The following is a 17,345-nucleotide window of genomic DNA, read 5'->3' on the forward strand; positions in this document are numbered from 1 at the left end:
GTCAGCCATTCCCCCACCAGCAGGCAGACGATGCAAAGCGTCGCCCCAAACGGCAGCCGGTAGTTCACCCACAGGTAGTACATGATCGCCGCACAGTAGGTGATCCCTACGATCGGCGTCACCACCGGCCACCATTGCCGGTCTTTCCAGTCCAGCCAAAAGTCCCAGTCTCCCGCCAGCAGCATGAAGTGCATGTGGTAGGTCCCAACCAGGAGTATGCACAATATCGGGAAGTAGACCGCGTCTATCATCCGCGACATCTTGATCGCTTCCGGCGGCATCTTCGCCGCCTTGAGTATTTCGTCTGTCCTGCTCATGTGCCCTCCCCTCGATGTGTGTGTCGTGGATCGCGCGCTGTCCGCGCGCAATCCGGTCTGTCCAGTGTGTCGTCGCTGTCGCCTTTGCCGGCCGCCACGGATCGCCTCGTTGCTGTTGTGCGTCTCCGGTCGTCGCGGGGGCGGTCAAGGGCTGCCGCACGCCCCCCGCAGGGGGCTGCGGCCGATCGTTACGGTACGATCTGGTTGTTGAGGATGACCTTGCTCTGGCCGTTCCAGACGACGTCGGTCAGGTTGGAGTAGCGCGTGATGATCTGCGCTGCGATCCCGCCTGCAAACAGCCCCGACCAGCCCAGGATCACGAAGCCCCAGTGCAGCGGCGCGCTGAACAGTTCTTCCATGAACCAGAAGGCGTGGCCCCATTCGTTCAGGCCTACGTTCGGCAGGATCATGAGCGGGCCCGCGATCGCCATCACCAGCGGGAACGAGGTACCCCGCGAGTACAGCGGCAGCCGTGTCATGGCGTACAGGTAACTAGCCACCCCACACACGATGTACATCGGGAACGAGCCGTAGAACACGACGACGTGGCTCGGCGTGAAGCTGGTGTCACGAATGATGACCTGGTGCCACGAGGCGTCCTGTTCGGTGAAGAAGCTCCCGCCCCAGTATACGCCGAAGAGATAGACCCCCAACCACATGAGATAATAAAAATACCGCTTTACTTCCAGCTTGGGATCGAGGTTGTCCAGCTGCTCCCGGGTGTCGCGGGTCTTCCAGATCCAGCCCCACGTGATCAGGGCAAACAGCGGCATCACGATCATGTGCACCCGCCACAGCCCCATCCATACCTTCTCGAACTCGGGTTCCATCGAGTCCATCCCGTGCGAGTAGGCAAAGGTGCGCTGGTACCAAATCCAGAAGATCGCCACCAGCAGCATGGTGATCAAACCAAACTTGTACCACCGCGAGTCGTACCACAGGGACATGTCGTAGTCGCGGTCGCTCGACCCCGCTCGACTGCCCGTCGTTCCTAGTGTTGTTGCCATTTTCTCTCCTTTCGATCAATTTTCGGGCATTACATCCGTAAAACCCGATATACTCATCCTTATAGGCAGAACCATATTGCCTGCCAGGCCGCCCAGAACGATGCAATCCCGAACAGGCCCAGCAAACCAGGACTCCACATGCCGCAAGGAAGCGGCATGCATCTGACGACGCTTCCCTGCAAGGCCGGTTGAATCGATACCCATCCTCGTGCTCCTCTCGGCATATTTCAGAATCTGCCCACCATCTTGTGCAACCATCCAAGGCATGACTTCGACACCAGAAAGATTGCATAATGAAAGTATATTAAATTAATTTCAAAATGCAAGCGTTATTTGCACGTCGGCGAGGGGCCTCAGGATTCGCAGGACTGCGCTTCGTCATCGTCGAGCGGCCTGTGACGTCAGGCCGCCACCAGCAATCAGCCATTGCCGCCGCTGGATCGGCTGCGTTCGGGAAAAACAAGAGAAGGGGAAAATGCAAGGATGTCAGGGAATGTTCCCTGATGCAGCTATCCGACCACACCCGCGATGTCGTCGTTTATCTGTTGCAGGACGGATCCCGGATCCGCCGCCTGCGTAATTGGCCTGCCGATGACCAGATAGTCCGCACCGTTCGCGATCGCCTCGCGTGGGGTCACGACACGCTTCTGCTCGTCCGGAGCGGTTCCGGCGGGACGCACCCCCGGGGTCACCAGGCAGAAATCACGCGCCAATGCCCGCCTGAGCCCTGGAGCTTCCCGGGCCGAGCATACCACCCCATCCAACCCGCAATCCTTCACCATCCGCGCCAGTCGCTCCACGACACCCTGAGGATCGCCGTCCAGCCCGACCTCCGTCAGGTCATCACGCCCCAGGCTGGTCAGCAACGTCACCGCAATAAGTCTGACCGTCCCCGGCGGCACGGCCCGCCGCGCCGCAGACAGCATTTCTCGGCCACCCAGGGCATGGACGTTGACCATCCACACACCGAGTTGCATCGCGGCACTGCACGCATTGGCCACGGTACTGGGAATATCGTGGAATTTCAGATCCAGAAAAACGTCGAACCCACGTTTCCTGACCTCGGCCACCACGCGCGGGCCGGCCGCGGTGAACAACTCCTTGCCGATCTTCATCCTGCACGATCCCGGCTCGATCCGGTCCACGAACGCCAGTGCGCGGGCGGCATCGGCAAAATCCAGCGCCACGATGATACGGGACCCATCCGCATGACTGCTCCGAATGGCCGGCAGATCCCCCGCATTCATCTCCCGCCTATCCATACCTCTCCCGCCTCCGGCCATTCTTCCAGGATGCGGCAGGCTTTCGTCCCTGCCTGGACATCCTGCCGGCACGGGAGGGAATGCCCACCGCGCGTGCAAAGGATGGCGGAAATGGAACGCTATGCGTAATACCCGGCAAACGACACATGGCCATCACCGCACCGGCGACAAAAAAAACGGCCGATCTCCGATCTGCCGTCATGACATCGCGCACAGGACAATGCGTCAATCCTTGTGATCGACACGCTCGCGCATTTCCTTTCCCGCCTTGAAATGGGGTACATACTTTTCCGGCACGCGCACCTTTTCCCCGGATTTCGGATTGCGCCCGATGCGCGAAGGCCGATAGTTCAGGTCGAAACTGCCGAAACCGCGAATCTCTATCCGCTGCCCCTGGGACAGGCTCCTGGCCATGGCGTCGAGTATCACCTTGACCACGAGTTCCGCGTCTTTCGCCACCAATTGGGGGTAACGGGCCGCCAATCTCGAAATGAGCTCAGACTTCGTCATGACCGCCTCACTGCTCGGTATTCTTGACATCCATCTTGGCCTTGAGCAATGCACCCAGGCTGGTGGTTCCGGCATTGCCGGCATTGTCGCTGGCCACTTTCTGGATCGCGTCCGATTCCTCGTGCAGATCCTTGGCCTTGATGGATAGATTGATGCTGCGGTTCTTGCGGTCAATATTGATGATCATCGCCTCGACGGCGTCGCCTTCCTTGAGATGGGTACGAATGTCCTCGACCCGGTCCCGCGAGACCTCCGAAGCCCGGAGGTAGCCCTCGACGTCGTTTTCGAGGGCGATTACCGCCCCCTTGGCATCGATGGACTTGACCGTACCCCTGACGACGCTGTTCTTGTCGTGCACGGAAACGAAGCCGCTGAAGGGATCGCCTTCCAGTTGCTTGATGCCCAGCGAGATGCGCTCGCGTTCCACGTCGATGGACAGCACCATCGCCTCGACCTCGTCACCCTTCTTGTAGTTGCGCACCGCCTCCTCGCCCGCCTGATTCCATGACAGATCCGACAGGTGCACCAGCCCGTCTATGCCGCCCTGCAGCCCGATGAACACGCCGAAATCGGTGATGGACTTGATCTGTCCGCGCACCTTGTCGCCCTTCTGGTGATTCAGGGCGAAATCCTCCCAGGGATTGACCTTGCACTGCTTCATGCCCAGCGAGATGCGCCGGCGCTCCTCGTCGATCTCGAGGATCATCACCTCGACCTCGTCGCCCAGCTGCACCACCTTGGAAGGGTACACATTCTTGTTGGTCCAATCCATTTCGGAGACATGCACCAGGCCTTCGATGCCCTGCTCGATTTCCACGAATGCACCGTAGTCCGTCAGGTTGCTGACCTTGCCGAACAGACGGGTATGCTGCGGGTAGCGCCGGGAAAGCCCCACCCAGGGATCCTCGCTCAGCTGCTTCATGCCCAGGGAAACGCGGCTCTTCTCCTGATCGAACTTGAGCACCTTCGCGGTCACCTCGTCGCCGACGCTGATCACCTCGGAGGGATGCTTGACGCGCCGCCACGCCAGATCCGTGATATGCAGCAGGCCGTCGATTCCACCCAGGTCCACGAATGCACCGTAGTCGGTGATGTTCTTGACGATACCCTTGACCACCGCGCCCTCCACCAGGCTGGCAAGCAGCGACTGGCGATCGGCACCCTGGCTCTCTTCCAGCACCGCGCGGCGTGACACCACCACATTGTTGCGCTTGCGGTCGAGCTTGATGACCTTGAATTCCATTTCCTTGTTCTCGTACGGCGTGGTGTCCTTGACCGGCCGTATGTCCACCAGCGAACCGGGCAGGAACGCGCGGATGCCGTTGATCATGGCCGTCAGCCCGCCTTTGACCTTGCCGCTGACCAGCCCGCATACGATGGCGCCGCTTGCCATCGCCGCCTCCAGGTCATGCCAGGCCGTCAGGCGCTTGGCCTTGTCGCGGGACAGGCGGGTCTCGCCGTATCCATCCTCGAGCGCCTCGATCGCGACACTGACGAAATCACCGGGCTTGACCTCGATCTCCCCCCTGTCGTTCTTGAATTCTTCCACGGGAATGAAGCTTTCGGACTTCAGCCCGGCGTTCACGACAACGATGTTGTAATCGACCCGGACGACCTCGGCGGTGATGACTTCGCCGACCCGCATCTCCTGGCGTGAAAGACTTTCTTCGAATAGCGCTGCAAAACTTTCGGGGGAATCTGTAACGGGGGAAGCACTGGTCATCTTAGAAAATACCTGATTAGGGATCCCGTCAAAAAGAAGGCTTGAGGGGTGAGTGGGTTGATCGAAGCCACCGCAGTACATGCTCCCCGAAGGATGGGAGAGCAGGTGCCGCAGCAGCGCTGAATGGTCATGCTGGTAAACAGAGTACTATTAAACCGAGAACCACTTCCTGCTTGCTTCATAGCGTGGCCAACCGGCCCGAACATTTCATGCAACAGTCCATCACCACCAGGACTGCGGGAATCTTCATCGATTCGAACCCGGACGACCGGTTTCACCGATCCTGGCGTAGCATTCGAGCACGCCCTTCACCGCCTGCTCGATATCGAGTGTGGTCGTGTCCAGCAGATGCGCGTCCTCGCCCTGCCGCAAGGGCGCGACGCTGCGGCCGCTATCCCGCATATCCCGTTCCCGCAGATCCTGCAAAAGGTTGGAGATATTAGCATCGATCCCTTTCTCCATCAACTGTTTATGCCGCCTCCGTGCACGAATCTCGACGCTTGCGGTCAGGAATATCTTGAGCACGGCGCAAGGAAACACGACCGAACCCATGTCGCGCCCATCCGCCACCAATCCCGGAGACTGGCAAAATGCACGCTGCCGCTCCAGCAGCATGGCCCTGACCCCGGGATAAGCCGCGATCCGGGAGGCAACCCTGCCGCACGACTCCGTGCGGATGGCATCGGTGACGTCCTCCTCCCCGAGCTGGATCTTTCCATCCCTGAAGATCACGTCGAGCCGGGCGGCCATTCCGCCCAGGATGGATTCGTCCGCGAGATCGGCGCCGGATCGCATCGCCGCCCATGCCACCAATCGATAGAGTGCGCCGCTGTCCAGATAGTGGAATCCGAGCTTCTCGGCCACACGCTGGGCAACCGTACCCTTGCCGGACGCGGAGGGGCCGTCGATCGCAATCACCGGAACGTTGCAAGTATCCATCTAGATATCCATCATGTTCATCAATGTCCGTCCGTCCGGATCAGGTGCAGGTGATCGCCGCGAATCTCTCGAAGTAGTCTGGAAATGTCTTGCCCACGCATTCCGGCTCGTTGATCCGCAGCGGGCGTGCCAGCGCGATCAGCGAAAAACTCATGGCCATGCGATGGTCATCGTACGTATCCACGGCCACGTTCCCCACCAGCCCTCCGTCAGGCGGCGTGATGCGCAAATAATCCTCCCCCTCTTCCACGATGGCGCCGAATTTGCGCAATTCCCGACTCATGGCCGCCAGGCGATCGGTTTCCTTCACCCGCCAGCTCGCGATGTTCCGCAGTACGGTGGTGTCCTCGGCGAACAATGCCGTCACGGCAAGCGTCATGGCGGCATCGGGTATATGATTGCAGTCGAGATCGACGGCCCGCAGGCGGCCGGATTCCGGGGCGCGCGCCTCGATCCAGCCGGCGCCCCATCCGATGCGCGCACCCATTTGCTCCAGCGCATCGGCGAAGCGGATGTCTCCCTGGAGGCTGTCGCGCCCGATGCCCTCCACCCTGACCGGCCCTCCACCGATGGCCCCTGCCGCCAGGAAATAAGAAGCGGAGGACGCGTCACCCTCGACATGGAATTCGCCCGGGCTGCGATAACGCTGCCCCCCAGGCAGGGTGAAGCGGCGCCACGCCTCATGCTCGACGCGTACGCCGAAACGCTCCATGAGCGCAAGAGTGAGCCCGATGTAAGGCTGTGAAACCAGCTCCCCGGCTACCCTGATCGCCGGCACGGCATGCGATGGCCGCACCGACAAGGGCAGCGCCATCAGCAATCCGCTCAGAAACTGGCTGGATACGCTGCCCCTGATGGGGATCTCGCCGCCCCGGATGCGCGCAGGCCGGATCTCCAGCGGCGGATAGCCCTCGTTGCCGAGATAGTCGATCTGCGCACCCATCTGGCGCAACGCATCCACCAGATCCCCGATGGGGCGCTCATGCATGCGCGGCACGCCCGACAGCCGGTAGTGCCCCTGCGCCATCGCCAGGACTGCGGTCAAGGGACGGAAAACCGTACCGGCATTCCCCAAGAAGAGGCTGGCCTCGCCGACCGGAAAATTCAGAAGCCCCGGTGCGCAGATGCCATCGACGCGGTAGTCCGTCGCACCGGCCTGCACGACGACGACACCCAGGGTCCGAAGCGCATCCACCATGCGCGCGGTGTCGTCGGAAACCAGCACATTGTGCAGCTGGGTGGTTCCCTCCGCCAACGCCGCAAGCAGCAGCGCGCGATTGGAGATACTCTTGGATCCTGGCAGGCATACCACCCCTGCTGCAGATTCCGCCGCGGGCAGATCAAGAAACTGCACATCCTGCTCCGTGAAAAAAGTATCCGGCACGATATCCGGCTCGGGCATCTACTCGATGCCTCCCTTCCCTGCCATGCCGCGCATCCTCCCGCCCAGCGACAAGGCTGCTGAAAAGGAAGGCATTATAACCGAACAGGATGCCTTCAATATTGACCGTTCTATCGGGCACGGGCAAAATAGACGTACAGTCATCACCACCGATCCTGGACAAAGAACCTGCCGATCACTACGGTTTGCCTCCGGCCTCGCCTGTCCGGGTATCGCTTTCGCGCGGGGATTTTCCGTCTTCGACCGATTCAGCACGCATCGTCATTTTCCGGAAATGCGGCACCGTCGCCGGATGATGCAGCCGCCATCCTCCCGGGTATCCGGGAGGGATGACCGGGCGACAATCCGCATTCAAGGGAATCTCGACATGCCGCATTGGTTCAAGGATAACTCTCAGTCCATCGGGCGCACGCCGCTGGTGCGGCTCAACCATGTCCTCGACGGTGCCCCAGCTACGATACTGGCCAAGATCGAGGGGCGCAATCCCGCCTATTCCGTGAAATGCCGCATCGGCGCAGCCATGATCGAGGACGCGGAAGCCCGCGGACTGCTGGGTCCTGGGAAGGAACTGGTGGAGGCCACCAGCGGCAACACCGGCATCGCGCTGGCGTTCGTCGCCGCCGCCCGGGGCCTGCCATTGACCCTGACCATGCCGGAAACCATGAGTCTCGAGCGCCGCAAGCTGCTCGCCGCCTACGGTGCCCGGCTGATTCTGACGGAAGGCTCGCAGGGCATGAAGGGGGCGGTCACGAAGGCAGAGGACATCGTGGCCTCCGATCCCGACCGGTTCGTGCTGCTCCAGCAGTTCGACAACCCCGCCAATCCCCTTATTCATGAGCACAGCACGGGCCCCGAGATCTGGCATGACACGGACGGCGCCGTCGACATCTTCGTCGCGGGCGTCGGTACGGGCGGCACCATCACCGGCGTTTCGCGCTACCTCAAGCGGACCCGGGGGAAACTGGTCCTTTCGGTGGCGGTGGAGCCTTCCGCCAGTCCGGTCCTCACCCAACAGCGCGCGGGCGAGCCCCTCAGACCCGGACCGCACAGGATACCCGGGATCGGCGCCGGTTTCATCCCGAAGAACGTGGACCTTTCGCTGGTAGATGCGATCGAGCAGGTCGACAACGAGGAGGCCATCCGCTACGCTCGCCGCCTCGCACGCGAGGAAGGCATCATCTCCGGGGTTTCATGCGGCGCCGCAGTCGCGGCGGCGGTACGCTACGCCCGGCACCCGGCGCATGCGGGCAAGACCATCGTCGTCATCCTGCCGGATTCCGGTGAACGCTACCTGAGCACCATTCTTTTCGAAGACGTATTCGACACGCAACGATAGCTGCCATGACAGACCCCGTGAAAGCCGATACCCCGGCAGCAAAAGGAACGAACCTGGAAATCGACCCGGTGGTTGCCCAATTGCGCGTGCTGCGCCTGGCGTCCCTGGAAAACCGGCAGAGGCAGGACAGGCCCCCCAAGCTGCCTTCGCGCAAGGCGCTCGTCACGATCGCGGACGGCCTGAGCACCGCGCTGTTCCCCCATCGCCTGGGCCTGCCGGAACTCAACAACCAGAGCGTCGACTACTACGTGGGACATACCCTGGATGTGACGCTTCGGGACTTGCTGGTCCAGGTACGCCGGGAACTGCGCTTCTCATCCGGCCAGGATATCGCCGGCAATGTGGAACGGGAGCAGGCCACCGCCCTCGTCCAGGCATTCGCGAGGCGGCTGCCGCATATCCGCAGCCTGCTGGACAGCGATATCCAGGCCGCCTATGAAGGTGATCCGGCGGCCCGCAGCATCGACGAAATACTGGTGTGCTATCCTGGATTCACCGCCATTACCCACTATCGCCTTGCCCATGAACTGCATCGCCTGGGTGCGCCGCTGATCGCCCGCATGATCTCGGAGATCGCCCACGCGGCCACAGGCATCGAAATCCACCCGGGTGCCCAGATAGGCGGCTTTTTCTTCATCGACCACGGCACGGGCGTCGTCATCGGCGAAACCGCCGTCATCGGTGAGCATGTGCGGCTCTACCAAGCGGTAACGCTGGGCGCCAAACGCTTCCCGGTGGACGAGCACGGCGCTCTGGTAAAAGGCAACCTGCGCCACCCCATTGTCGAGGATGACGTGATCATCTACGCGGGCGCCACCATACTGGGTCGTATCACCATCGGTCGCGGTTCCACCATTGGCGGCAATGTCTGGCTCACGCGCAGCGTCGCGCCAGGCAGCAATATCTCCCAGGCCCAGATCCGCAACGAAGTGTTCGATGGTGGTGCGGGAATCTGATCACAGCCAAGGGGTCATCGAAACCGGCAGCGGAACGCCGTGGCCGGAGGCGTGGCCCCCATCGGGCACCCTGCGCTGCCGGCGTCCTGGTATGACACCATGACTCGCGGCCTTCGTGCATGGCATGAAGCATACGGGAAGCGTCATGTCCGCAAGATGTCCTAGGTGCGGCAGTGAAAACACGCACCGGTCCCGTGTCCGGAGCGGGGAACGGACGGCGGGCATGCTGTTTCACAAACCCATACGCTGCCGCGACTGCAATGAACGCTTCTGGGTAACGAACCCCGGCGCCTATCTGACAGCCGGCATGGCGCTGACCGTGGGCGGGCTCTTCATGGGCATGATATGGCTGCTCGTGTCGACCAACCTGGGCGACGAATACATTGCGCCCGAAACCGTATCGGCGCCGCCATCGCCGACGCCCGAAGCTGCAACACCCCGGCGTGACGCTGCCGTGAGCGGGAATCCGGCCAGCCGCGACGCCCCATCAACCACGGATGCGAAACTATCCGCCGACCGGACAGCCACGCAGACCCTGGCGAACGACCATCAGTACCGGGTAAGATTCTACCTTGACAACGCGAAGAAGGGGGACAGCGATGCGCAGTACAAGCTGGGGCTGCTCTACCTGACGGGCAATGGCGCGCTGCAGGATTTCGCGGAAGCCGCCCGCTGGCTGGAAATGTCGGCCGAGCAAGGCTACGTGCTGGCCCAGTATGAACTGGGCATGGTCTATCGCACCGGTCACGGTTTCCCCATCGATCTGGTCAAGAGCTACATGTGGCTGAATCTTGCCGCTGCCGCCGGCATCCAGCAGGCCATCGCGGCCCGGGATGAGGTTATGAAGTCCCTGAACCCCAGGCAGCTCGCTGAAGCCCAGAAGACTTCCCGGGAGTGGCTGGCCGCGCGCACCCAGCCCAGGCCCGAATCGGGGAACGCGATTTCCGCGACCGATGCCGCCGTACCCGAGGGGCATGCACAGGACTCCCCGGCGGGCGCCGCCGGATCCGCAGGAATCCCGTAGAGAAAGAGGAAGGCGCCATGGAAGAAACATACGACGTGATCATTGTGGGGGGCGGTACCGCGGGTCTCGCGGCCTTGCGGGAAGTCAGGAAGCGTACTCCCCGCTTCGCCATCGTCAATGACGGACCATGGGGAACGGTATGCGCGCGCGTGGGCTGCATGCCCTCCAAACTGCTGATCGAAGCGGCGAACGCCTTTCATCGCCGTCATGCCTTCGAGGCCTTCGGCATCCGGGGCGCGGCAGGCCTCGCTCTCGACCAGGTCGCCGCACTGCAGCGTCTGCGCCGGCTACGCGACGACTTCGTCGCAAGCACGCTCCAGACCACACAGGCACTGGGCGATCGCGCCATCTCCGGGCGCGCGCGCCTGCTGGGTACTGACAGGCTGGCGGTTGGCAAGCGCACGCTTCGGGCGCGCGCCATTATCCTCGCCACAGGATCCCGTCCGATCATGCCAGCTTCCTGGCACCCCCTGCGACACTTGCTGCTGACCACGGACACCTTATTCGAACAGGAGTCCCTTCCCGCCCGCATGGCCGTGATCGGCATGGGACCCATCGGCGCCGAAATGGCACAGGCGCTCTCCCGCTTCGGCGTGGTCATCGCTGCCTTCGGCAGAGCCGCCAACGTAGCCGGACTGAGCGACCCCGAGACCGACAGGGTTGCCCGGCTCCTGCTGGCACGCGAATTCCCCCTTCACCTCGGCGCAAAGGCCGATCTGGAAGCAGCCGGGGATGGCGTACGCGTACACTCTGCGACCGCGAGCGTCATGGTGGACCGTGTGCTTGTCGCCCTGGGAAGGCGCCCGAACGTCGACGACATCGGTCTGGAAGCCCTGGATGTCGAACTCGACGAAGATGGCCTGCCGCCGGTGGATCCGCACACCATGCAGATCGCCGACCTGCCGGTTTTCCTGGCGGGAGATGCCAACCGGGAGCGTCCACTGTTGCACGAGGCAGCCGATGGCGGCCACATCGCCGGCATCAACGCCACCCGCCCCGTCCCGGTCCGCTTCAAGCGTCGCACGCCGCTCGCGATCGTTTTCACCGAGCCGGGCATCGCGGTGGTAGGCAGCAGCCTGAGAATGCTCAGCGGCAGGAAGATACTATCGGGGGAGGTGCGTTTCGAGAAGCAGGGCCGGGCCCGAGCTGCGCAGCGCAACACGGGCATCATGCGCCTCTATGCGGAACCGGACACCGGCCGGCTGCTCGGCGCCGAACTGTGCGCGCCGGCGGGCGAGCACATGGCCCACCTGCTGGCACTGGCGATCGATCGCGCACTGACCGTGCGCGACCTGTTGCGGCTGCCTTTCTACCATCCGGTACTGGAGGAAGGGCTACGCACCGCCGTGCGTGACCTGGCGGCACAGCTTCCTCCCTGCGGCGAGTCCGATCTCGCCGCCTGCGACGCATTCGATGCCGAAGCGCTGGACTGACCCGCATATTCCGCAGGGACGGGAAAACGACCTCCGCGGGAAGTTCATGAACCACCGTGCGGCACCGACGGTCTATTCACCATGAACGAATTCGTGCTGGCCAGGGTGCTCCACGTGCTGGGCGTGGTGCTGTGGATCGGGGGCGTGGCCATGGTCACCACGGTATTGATTCCGGCCATGGCGCAAATGCGGTCGCCCGCCGAACGGCGCGAATTCTTCCAGCGTGTCGAAAGCCGCTTCGCGCCGCAGGCGCGTCTTACCACGCTGCTCGTGGGTGTAAGCGGCTTCTACATGGTGCACATTCTCGGAGCATGGGATCGATTCACGCAGCCCAGCTACTGGTGGATGCACGCCATGGTACTGATATGGCTCCTGTTCAGCGTGATGCTGTTCGTGATCGAGCCACGCGTACTGCGCCGACAAGTCACCGATACGGCAGTACAGGATGCGGAAGAACGATTCGTGCGCATGCGGCGCATGCACCGGATCATGCTGGCCCTCAGTCTGATCACCGTCGCCGGTGCAGTGGCAGGCAGTCACGGCTGGATGCCGTGAGCATGCCCACCCGGCAACGGCGCGCGTCCGGCGCGGGAGACGCAGCATGAGCTACGCCGCGCTGAAAATGATCCACGTCTTCAGTGTTGCCCTCAGCTATCTGCTGTTTTTTCTGCGCGGGATATGGATGGCGCAGGGATCGGCCATGCTCCGGCGGCGCTGGACGAGGATCACGCCCCACGTCGTCGACACGGTGCTGCTGACCAGTGCCATCGCACTGGCCGTCACTCTGGGCCAGGATCCGATCCACAGCGCCTGGCTCGGCGCCAAGGTCACGGGGCTTCTGTTCTACATCGGCCTCGGCATGATGGCACTGCGATTCGGCGGAACCCGCAGGGCGAGAATCGCATACTGGATTTCCGCCCAATGCGTTTTCCTATATATCGTCCTGGTTGCCCTGACCAAGAATCCCATGGTATTGTCATAAATATCCTGAATGGTGGCGAGTGCCGCAGATCCGGATCGTCAGCATCCGGATCTCGATCGACGATGATCCCCGAAGATTGCTTTATAATCGGGCACAATATCTGGCGCACAATGAAAACAACGCATCTCCACTGCTCTCTTTCCATTCCGGCGTCTGGACGCGGCGTTCCCGAAGGTGACGTCGACGCTCTCATGCAGCCACCTCTCCCGGAATATGCCCAGGCCGCGCCATCCGCATGCTGACCCGCTGGTGGGGATACTCGATCGTCGCATTGCTCGCCCTGGGCCTGCTGGGCATCCTGCTGGTCGGATTCGCGGCACTGATCACCATTCCCACGCTTCCTTCCCTGGAAGCACTGACGGATTATCGCCCTAAAATTCCGCTGCGCATCTACAGCGACGAAGGTCTGCTGATCGGGGAATTCGGCGAGGAACGCCGTCAGGTGGTCAAGATCGAAACGGCCCCGCAACGTCTGAAGCAGGCCATCCTGGCCGCGGAGGACGATCGCTTCTACCAGCACGGCGGCGTCGACTACATCGGCATACTGCGCGCTGCGTACTCCAATTTTGCTTCCGGCGGCGTGCGTCAGGGCGCCAGTACCATCACCATGCAGGTGGCCCGGAATTTCTTCCTGACCAAGGAAAAAACACTGACCCGGAAATTCAGCGAAGCATTGCTCGCATTCAAGATCGAACACAGCTTGAGCAAGGACGAGATTCTCGAACTCTATTTCAATCAGATCTACCTCGGCCAGCGTGCCTATGGCTTCGCCGCGGCGGCTCAGGTCTATTTCGGCAAGCCGCTGGATGCGATCAACCTCGCCGAAGCCGCCATGCTCGCAGGACTCCCCAAGGCTCCCTCGCGCTTCAATCCGGTCGTCAACATCAAGCGCGCCAAGGCACGCCAGTTGTATGTGCTCCGGCGCATGCGCGATCTGGGCTACATTCCGGATGGGGAATTCGAGGAAGCGGAAAAGCAACGGATAACCGTCAGGCGCGAATCCCAGGAATTCGCGCTACACGCGGAGCACGTCGCGGAGATGGCGCGCCAGGCCATATATGAACGTTACCGGGAAGATGCATACACCAAGGGCTACAGGGTCTATACCACGATCCGCAAATCGGAGCAGGAGGCAGCCTATCGATCGGTGCGCCAGGGTGTCATGGACTACGACAGCCGCCACGGCTACCGGGGGCCGGAAGCCGTGATCGATCTCATCGGAGATCGTACCGATCCGGAGGAGATCCTGGAGGATGCACTGCAGGATATTCCCGGCAGCGACGATATCCATGCAGCGGCGGTACTGAGCGCGAGTCCGCAATCCGTCAAGGCATACCGCAGAGGTGGGGAAATCGTCGAGATATCCGGCAACGGGCTCAGATTCGCGCAACGGTTCCTGACAGGAAAGCCCGACGTCAAGTCTCAGCAGCTCATCCGCCGGGGTTCCCTGATCCGTATCCGCAAGAACGAGAAAAACGAATGGCAGATCGTGCAGCTTCCGCAGGTCGAAGCCGCGCTGGTGTCGATCAGCCCCCGCGACGGCGCGATCCACGCCATGGTGGGAGGATTCGATTTCAGCCGGAACCAATTCAACCACGTCACTCAGGCCTGGCGCCAGCCCGGCTCCAGCTTCAAGCCTTTCGTATACTCCGCCTCGCTCGAGAAGGGATTCACCCCTGCCACCGTCATCAACGATGCACCGCTTTTCTTCACCGCCGAGGAGACGGGCAGCGAAGACTGGGAACCCAAGAATTTCGACAACAATTTCGATGGCCCCCTGCGCATGCGCGAAGGCCTGGCGAAATCCAAGAATCTGATGTCGATACGCATACTCCAGGCGATCGGCGTACAATACGCGCAAGACTACATCACGCGCTTCGGCTTCGATCCCAGGCAGCATCCGCCCTACCTGCCCATGGCGCTGGGCGCCGGGTCGGTCACGCCGCTGCAGATGGCGGTGGGCTATGCGGCCTTCGCCAATGGTGGCTTCCGTGTCTCGCCCTATTTCATCAAGCGCGTCGAAGACATTTCCGGCAATGTATTGGAGCAGTCCCAGCCGGTCCTGGCAGGCGTCGATGCAAAGCAGATCATCGATCCACGCAACGCCTTCCTCATGACCAGCATGATGCAGGATGTCATCCAGCGCGGCACCGCCACCAAGGCAAAGCAACTGGGCCGCAGCGACCTGGCCGGAAAGACCGGGACCACCAACAATCACGTCGACGCCTGGTTCTGCGGCTATCAGGCGGATCTGGTGGCGATCGCCTGGATCGGCTTCGACACCCCTCGATCGTTGGGCAACAGGGAAACCGGAAGCCATGCCGCCCTGCCAATCTGGATGAACTATATGGGCAAGGCGCTCAAGGGCGTTCCGGCGGCCAGCCATGCACCGCCACCCGGCGTCATGGCCGCCAGGATCGATCCCGCGACAGGGCTGAGGGATCCGGAAGGTTCGATCACGGAATACTTCCTGGAGGAACAGCTGCCCCCGGAAGCGGACAAGAGTGTCACGGTGGACGATATCCTGAAATCGGCCGAGGATGTCATACGCGAATTCCTGTCCCATTGAGCCTCAGCTGGTCGCGGGCGGATCGGCCCGGGCCGGATCAACCGTCCTGCTTCAACCACGCCGCCACGTCGAGCGCAAAGTAGGTCAGGATGCCGTCCGCACCCGCCCGCTTGCAGGCCAGCAGCGACTCCAGCACACAAGCCTTCTCGTCCAGCCAGCCGTTGCCGGAGGCAGCCTTCAGCATGGCGTATTCTCCGCTGACCTGATAGACGAAAGTGGGTACGCCGTATCGATCCTTTACCCGCCGCACGATATCGAGATAAGGCAGACCAGGCTTCACCATCACCATATCGGCACCCTCGGCCAGATCCAGGCCGACCTCCCGCAGCGCCTCGTCCGAATTGGCCGGATCCATCTGGTAGGTACGCTTGTCCCCCGTACCCAGGCTGGCGGCCGAGCCCACTGCGTCGCGAAACGGTCCGTAGAAGCTGGAGGCATACTTTGCCGAATAGGCGAGGATGCGGGTGTGGACAAAACGGCGGCTTTCAAGAGTACGGCGGATCGCACCGATACGGCCGTCCATCATGTCGGACGGCGCCACGATGTCGGCCCCGGCCTGGGCGTGCACCAGTGCCTGCTGCGTCAACACCTCCACCGTTTCATCGTTCATCACGTAGCCGGTGGCGTCGATCAAGCCGTCCTGCCCATGGCTGGTATAGGGATCGAGCGCCACGTCCGTCATGATGCCCAGCTCGGGGAAGCGTCCCTTGAGCTCCCGGACGACACGAGGAACAAGCCCTTCCGGATTGACGGCCTCGGCGGCGTCGAGGCTCTTCGAATCGGCGCCGACGACCGGAAAAATAGCCATTGCTGGAATCCCCGCCGTCAGGCATGCCTCCGCGCGATGGAAAAGCCGGTCCAGGCTTTCCCGAACGACACCGGGCATGGAAGCCACTGCTTCCTCGCGCTTCTCCCCATCCAGCACGAATACCGGGTAGATCAGATCCTCCGTACCCAGGCGATGCTCCCGCACCATGCGCCGCGAAAATTCATTGCGGCGCATACGGCGCATCCTGCCGTGCGGGAACGCGTTGCCATGAGGCGTATCAGGCATATCCAGAGACATATAAAAATCAGATTGGATAAAAAAACAAATATCGGGAACTTGTAGGAAATTTCCCGATCTTATCAACAGACGGTGTTTGATTGTCTCCCGCTTTCCCTCCCTGAGCGGGTACCTTAATTCTATTAAGGTAGCTTGCCCCCGGTTTTAATCCCCTTTAACCGGGGGCTTTTTATTCCTGTTTTTCCAGCCTCGCCGGAATCCGGAGATTCCCGCGACGAAGCCTGGCTCCCCTCTTCTCCGAACCACTCCTCCAGCACCGCCATTGCTTCCTTCACGCCCTCCTTGGTCAGGCTGGAAAAAAGCTGCGTACTGCACTGGGGGTAGGCTTCACGCAGGTACGACGACACCTGCGCAAGCGTCCTCACCGCCTGGCGCCGGCTCAGCTTGTCGGACTTTGCAAGCAGTACATGAACCGGCTTCCCCGTGGGCCCGAACCAGCCCAGCATGCGCAAGTCGAGCGAGGTCAAAGGATGACGCACGTCCATGACCAGAACCATGCCATGAAGCGACTCGCGCGTTTGGAGGTAGGTGCCCAGCAGGTGCTCCCACTTGTGCCGAACCCCGAGGGGTACTTTAGCATAACCGTAGCCGGGAAGGTCGACCAGAAACGAGGCCGGTCCCAGCTTGAAGAAATTGATGTGCTGGGTGCGCCCCGGCGTCTTGCTGACGAAAGCCAGGCGGGTACGTCGGGTGAGGGAATTGATGGCGCTCGACTTGCCCGCGTTGGAACGCCCCGCAAAGGCGACCTCCACGCCATCCGGAGGGGGAAGCTGATGCAACTGACCGACCGTCGTATGAAAGGTGGTGTGCTGGAGCATG

General features: G+C 61.9%; 16 protein-coding genes. 7 read left to right on the top strand and 9 right to left on the bottom strand.

The window, feature by feature from the left end:
* The 7 genes from BT108_RS11660 to aroA form a co-directional block, all read right to left on the bottom strand.
* On the bottom strand, positions 1-317 hold a 317-nt coding region (locus tag BT108_RS11660; RefSeq protein WP_304528469.1), incomplete at its 3' end, for a methane monooxygenase/ammonia monooxygenase subunit A.
* Positions 318-505: 188 nt separating this feature from the next.
* Positions 506-1,324, bottom strand: coding sequence for a methane monooxygenase/ammonia monooxygenase subunit C (locus BT108_RS11665; RefSeq protein ID WP_072294750.1), 819 nt, complete (start codon positions 1,322-1,324; stop codon positions 506-508).
* Positions 1,325-1,833: 509 nt separating this feature from the next.
* Positions 1,834-2,571, bottom strand: a complete 738-nt coding sequence (gene pyrF, locus BT108_RS11670) for an orotidine-5'-phosphate decarboxylase (protein WP_177257312.1) — start codon at positions 2,569-2,571, stop codon at positions 1,834-1,836.
* Between the two features lie 240 nt (positions 2,572-2,811).
* On the bottom strand, positions 2,812-3,096 hold the full coding sequence (locus tag BT108_RS11675; RefSeq protein WP_072294752.1) for an integration host factor subunit beta: 285 nt from the start codon (positions 3,094-3,096) through the stop codon (positions 2,812-2,814).
* A gap of 7 nt (positions 3,097-3,103) precedes the next feature.
* Positions 3,104-4,819 (bottom strand): 30S ribosomal protein S1, encoded by a 1,716-nt coding sequence (rpsA, locus tag BT108_RS11680; protein ID WP_072294753.1) that lies wholly within the window; start codon positions 4,817-4,819, stop codon positions 3,104-3,106.
* Positions 4,820-5,065: 246 nt separating this feature from the next.
* Positions 5,066-5,758 (bottom strand): (d)CMP kinase, encoded by a 693-nt coding sequence (cmk, locus tag BT108_RS13845; RefSeq protein WP_072294754.1) that lies wholly within the window; start codon positions 5,756-5,758, stop codon positions 5,066-5,068.
* A 40-nt stretch (positions 5,759-5,798) separates the two neighbouring features.
* The gene (aroA, locus tag BT108_RS13850) at positions 5,799-7,112 is read right to left on the bottom strand and encodes a 3-phosphoshikimate 1-carboxyvinyltransferase (protein WP_072294791.1); all 1,314 of its coding nucleotides are present in this window, start codon (positions 7,110-7,112) and stop codon (positions 5,799-5,801) included.
* 415 nt (positions 7,113-7,527) lie between these two features.
* Here aroA and cysK point away from each other — a divergent pair, with 415 nt between their 5' ends.
* The 7 genes from cysK (at position 7,528) to BT108_RS11725 (ending at position 15,460) form a co-directional block, all read left to right on the top strand.
* Positions 7,528-8,496 carry a cysteine synthase A gene (gene cysK, locus BT108_RS11695; RefSeq protein WP_072294755.1) on the top strand — a complete coding sequence of 323 codons (969 nt, stop codon included), beginning with the start codon at positions 7,528-7,530 and terminating at the stop codon, positions 8,494-8,496.
* A gap of 5 nt (positions 8,497-8,501) precedes the next feature.
* On the top strand, positions 8,502-9,452 hold the full coding sequence (gene epsC / locus BT108_RS11700) for a serine O-acetyltransferase EpsC (protein ID WP_072294756.1): 951 nt from the start codon (positions 8,502-8,504) through the stop codon (positions 9,450-9,452).
* Positions 9,453-9,675: 223 nt separating this feature from the next.
* Entirely contained in the window at positions 9,676-10,476 is an 801-nt protein-coding gene (locus BT108_RS11705) for a tetratricopeptide repeat protein (RefSeq protein ID WP_072294757.1), read from the top strand.
* 17 nt (positions 10,477-10,493) lie between these two features.
* Positions 10,494-11,909, top strand: a complete 1,416-nt coding sequence (locus BT108_RS11710) for a dihydrolipoyl dehydrogenase (protein WP_072294758.1) — start codon at positions 10,494-10,496, stop codon at positions 11,907-11,909.
* 81 nt (positions 11,910-11,990) lie between these two features.
* Positions 11,991-12,464 carry a DUF2269 family protein gene (locus tag BT108_RS11715; protein WP_072294759.1) on the top strand — a complete coding sequence of 158 codons (474 nt, stop codon included), beginning with the start codon at positions 11,991-11,993 and terminating at the stop codon, positions 12,462-12,464.
* A gap of 46 nt (positions 12,465-12,510) precedes the next feature.
* Entirely contained in the window at positions 12,511-12,891 is a 381-nt protein-coding gene (locus tag BT108_RS11720; protein WP_072294760.1) for a SirB2 family protein, read from the top strand.
* Between the two features lie 235 nt (positions 12,892-13,126).
* Positions 13,127-15,460: a penicillin-binding protein 1A gene (locus BT108_RS11725; protein ID WP_072294761.1), complete on the top strand. Its 2,334-nt coding sequence runs from the start codon at positions 13,127-13,129 to the stop codon at positions 15,458-15,460.
* Positions 15,461-15,497: 37 nt separating this feature from the next.
* On the opposite strand, the gene hemB is transcribed toward BT108_RS11725, so the two are convergent.
* Positions 15,498-16,514, bottom strand: coding sequence for a porphobilinogen synthase (hemB, locus tag BT108_RS11730; protein WP_072294762.1), 1,017 nt, complete (start codon positions 16,512-16,514; stop codon positions 15,498-15,500).
* A gap of 134 nt (positions 16,515-16,648) precedes the next feature.
* Positions 16,649-17,344 carry a ribosome biogenesis GTP-binding protein YihA/YsxC gene (gene yihA / locus BT108_RS13855; protein WP_072294763.1) on the bottom strand — a complete coding sequence of 232 codons (696 nt, stop codon included), beginning with the start codon at positions 17,342-17,344 and terminating at the stop codon, positions 16,649-16,651.
* Between the last annotated feature and the right edge of the window lies 1 nt (position 17,345).

Source organism: Nitrosovibrio sp. Nv17 (assembly GCF_900119085.1).
Classification (GTDB): Bacteria; Pseudomonadota; Gammaproteobacteria; order Burkholderiales; family Nitrosomonadaceae; genus Nitrosospira.

What these genes read in the sequence shown, in the direction of transcription:
- BT108_RS11665 (WP_072294750.1), bottom strand. Translation starts at nt 1,324, where the DNA reads ATGGCAACAACACTAGGAACGACGGGCAGTCGAGCGGGGTCGAGCGAC.
- pyrF (WP_177257312.1), bottom strand. Translation starts at nt 2,571, where the DNA reads ATGAATGCGGGGGATCTGCCGGCCATTCGGAGCAGTCATGCGGATGGG.
- BT108_RS11675 (WP_072294752.1), bottom strand. Translation starts at nt 3,096, where the DNA reads ATGACGAAGTCTGAGCTCATTTCGAGATTGGCGGCCCGTTACCCCCAA.
- rpsA (WP_072294753.1), bottom strand. Translation starts at nt 4,819, where the DNA reads ATGACCAGTGCTTCCCCCGTTACAGATTCCCCCGAAAGTTTTGCAGCG.
- cmk (WP_072294754.1), bottom strand. Translation starts at nt 5,758, where the DNA reads ATGGATACTTGCAACGTTCCGGTGATTGCGATCGACGGCCCCTCCGCG.
- cysK (WP_072294755.1), top strand. Translation starts at nt 7,528, where the DNA reads ATGCCGCATTGGTTCAAGGATAACTCTCAGTCCATCGGGCGCACGCCG.
- epsC (WP_072294756.1), top strand. Translation starts at nt 8,502, where the DNA reads ATGACAGACCCCGTGAAAGCCGATACCCCGGCAGCAAAAGGAACGAAC.
- BT108_RS11705 (WP_072294757.1), top strand. Translation starts at nt 9,676, where the DNA reads ATGCTGTTTCACAAACCCATACGCTGCCGCGACTGCAATGAACGCTTC.
- BT108_RS11710 (WP_072294758.1), top strand. Translation starts at nt 10,494, where the DNA reads ATGGAAGAAACATACGACGTGATCATTGTGGGGGGCGGTACCGCGGGT.
- BT108_RS11715 (WP_072294759.1), top strand. Translation starts at nt 11,991, where the DNA reads ATGAACGAATTCGTGCTGGCCAGGGTGCTCCACGTGCTGGGCGTGGTG.
- BT108_RS11720 (WP_072294760.1), top strand. Translation starts at nt 12,511, where the DNA reads ATGAGCTACGCCGCGCTGAAAATGATCCACGTCTTCAGTGTTGCCCTC.
- BT108_RS11725 (WP_072294761.1), top strand. Translation starts at nt 13,127, where the DNA reads ATGCTGACCCGCTGGTGGGGATACTCGATCGTCGCATTGCTCGCCCTG.
- hemB (WP_072294762.1), bottom strand. Translation starts at nt 16,514, where the DNA reads ATGCCTGATACGCCTCATGGCAACGCGTTCCCGCACGGCAGGATGCGC.
- yihA (WP_072294763.1), bottom strand. Translation starts at nt 17,344, where the DNA reads ATGCTCCAGCACACCACCTTTCATACGACGGTCGGTCAGTTGCATCAG.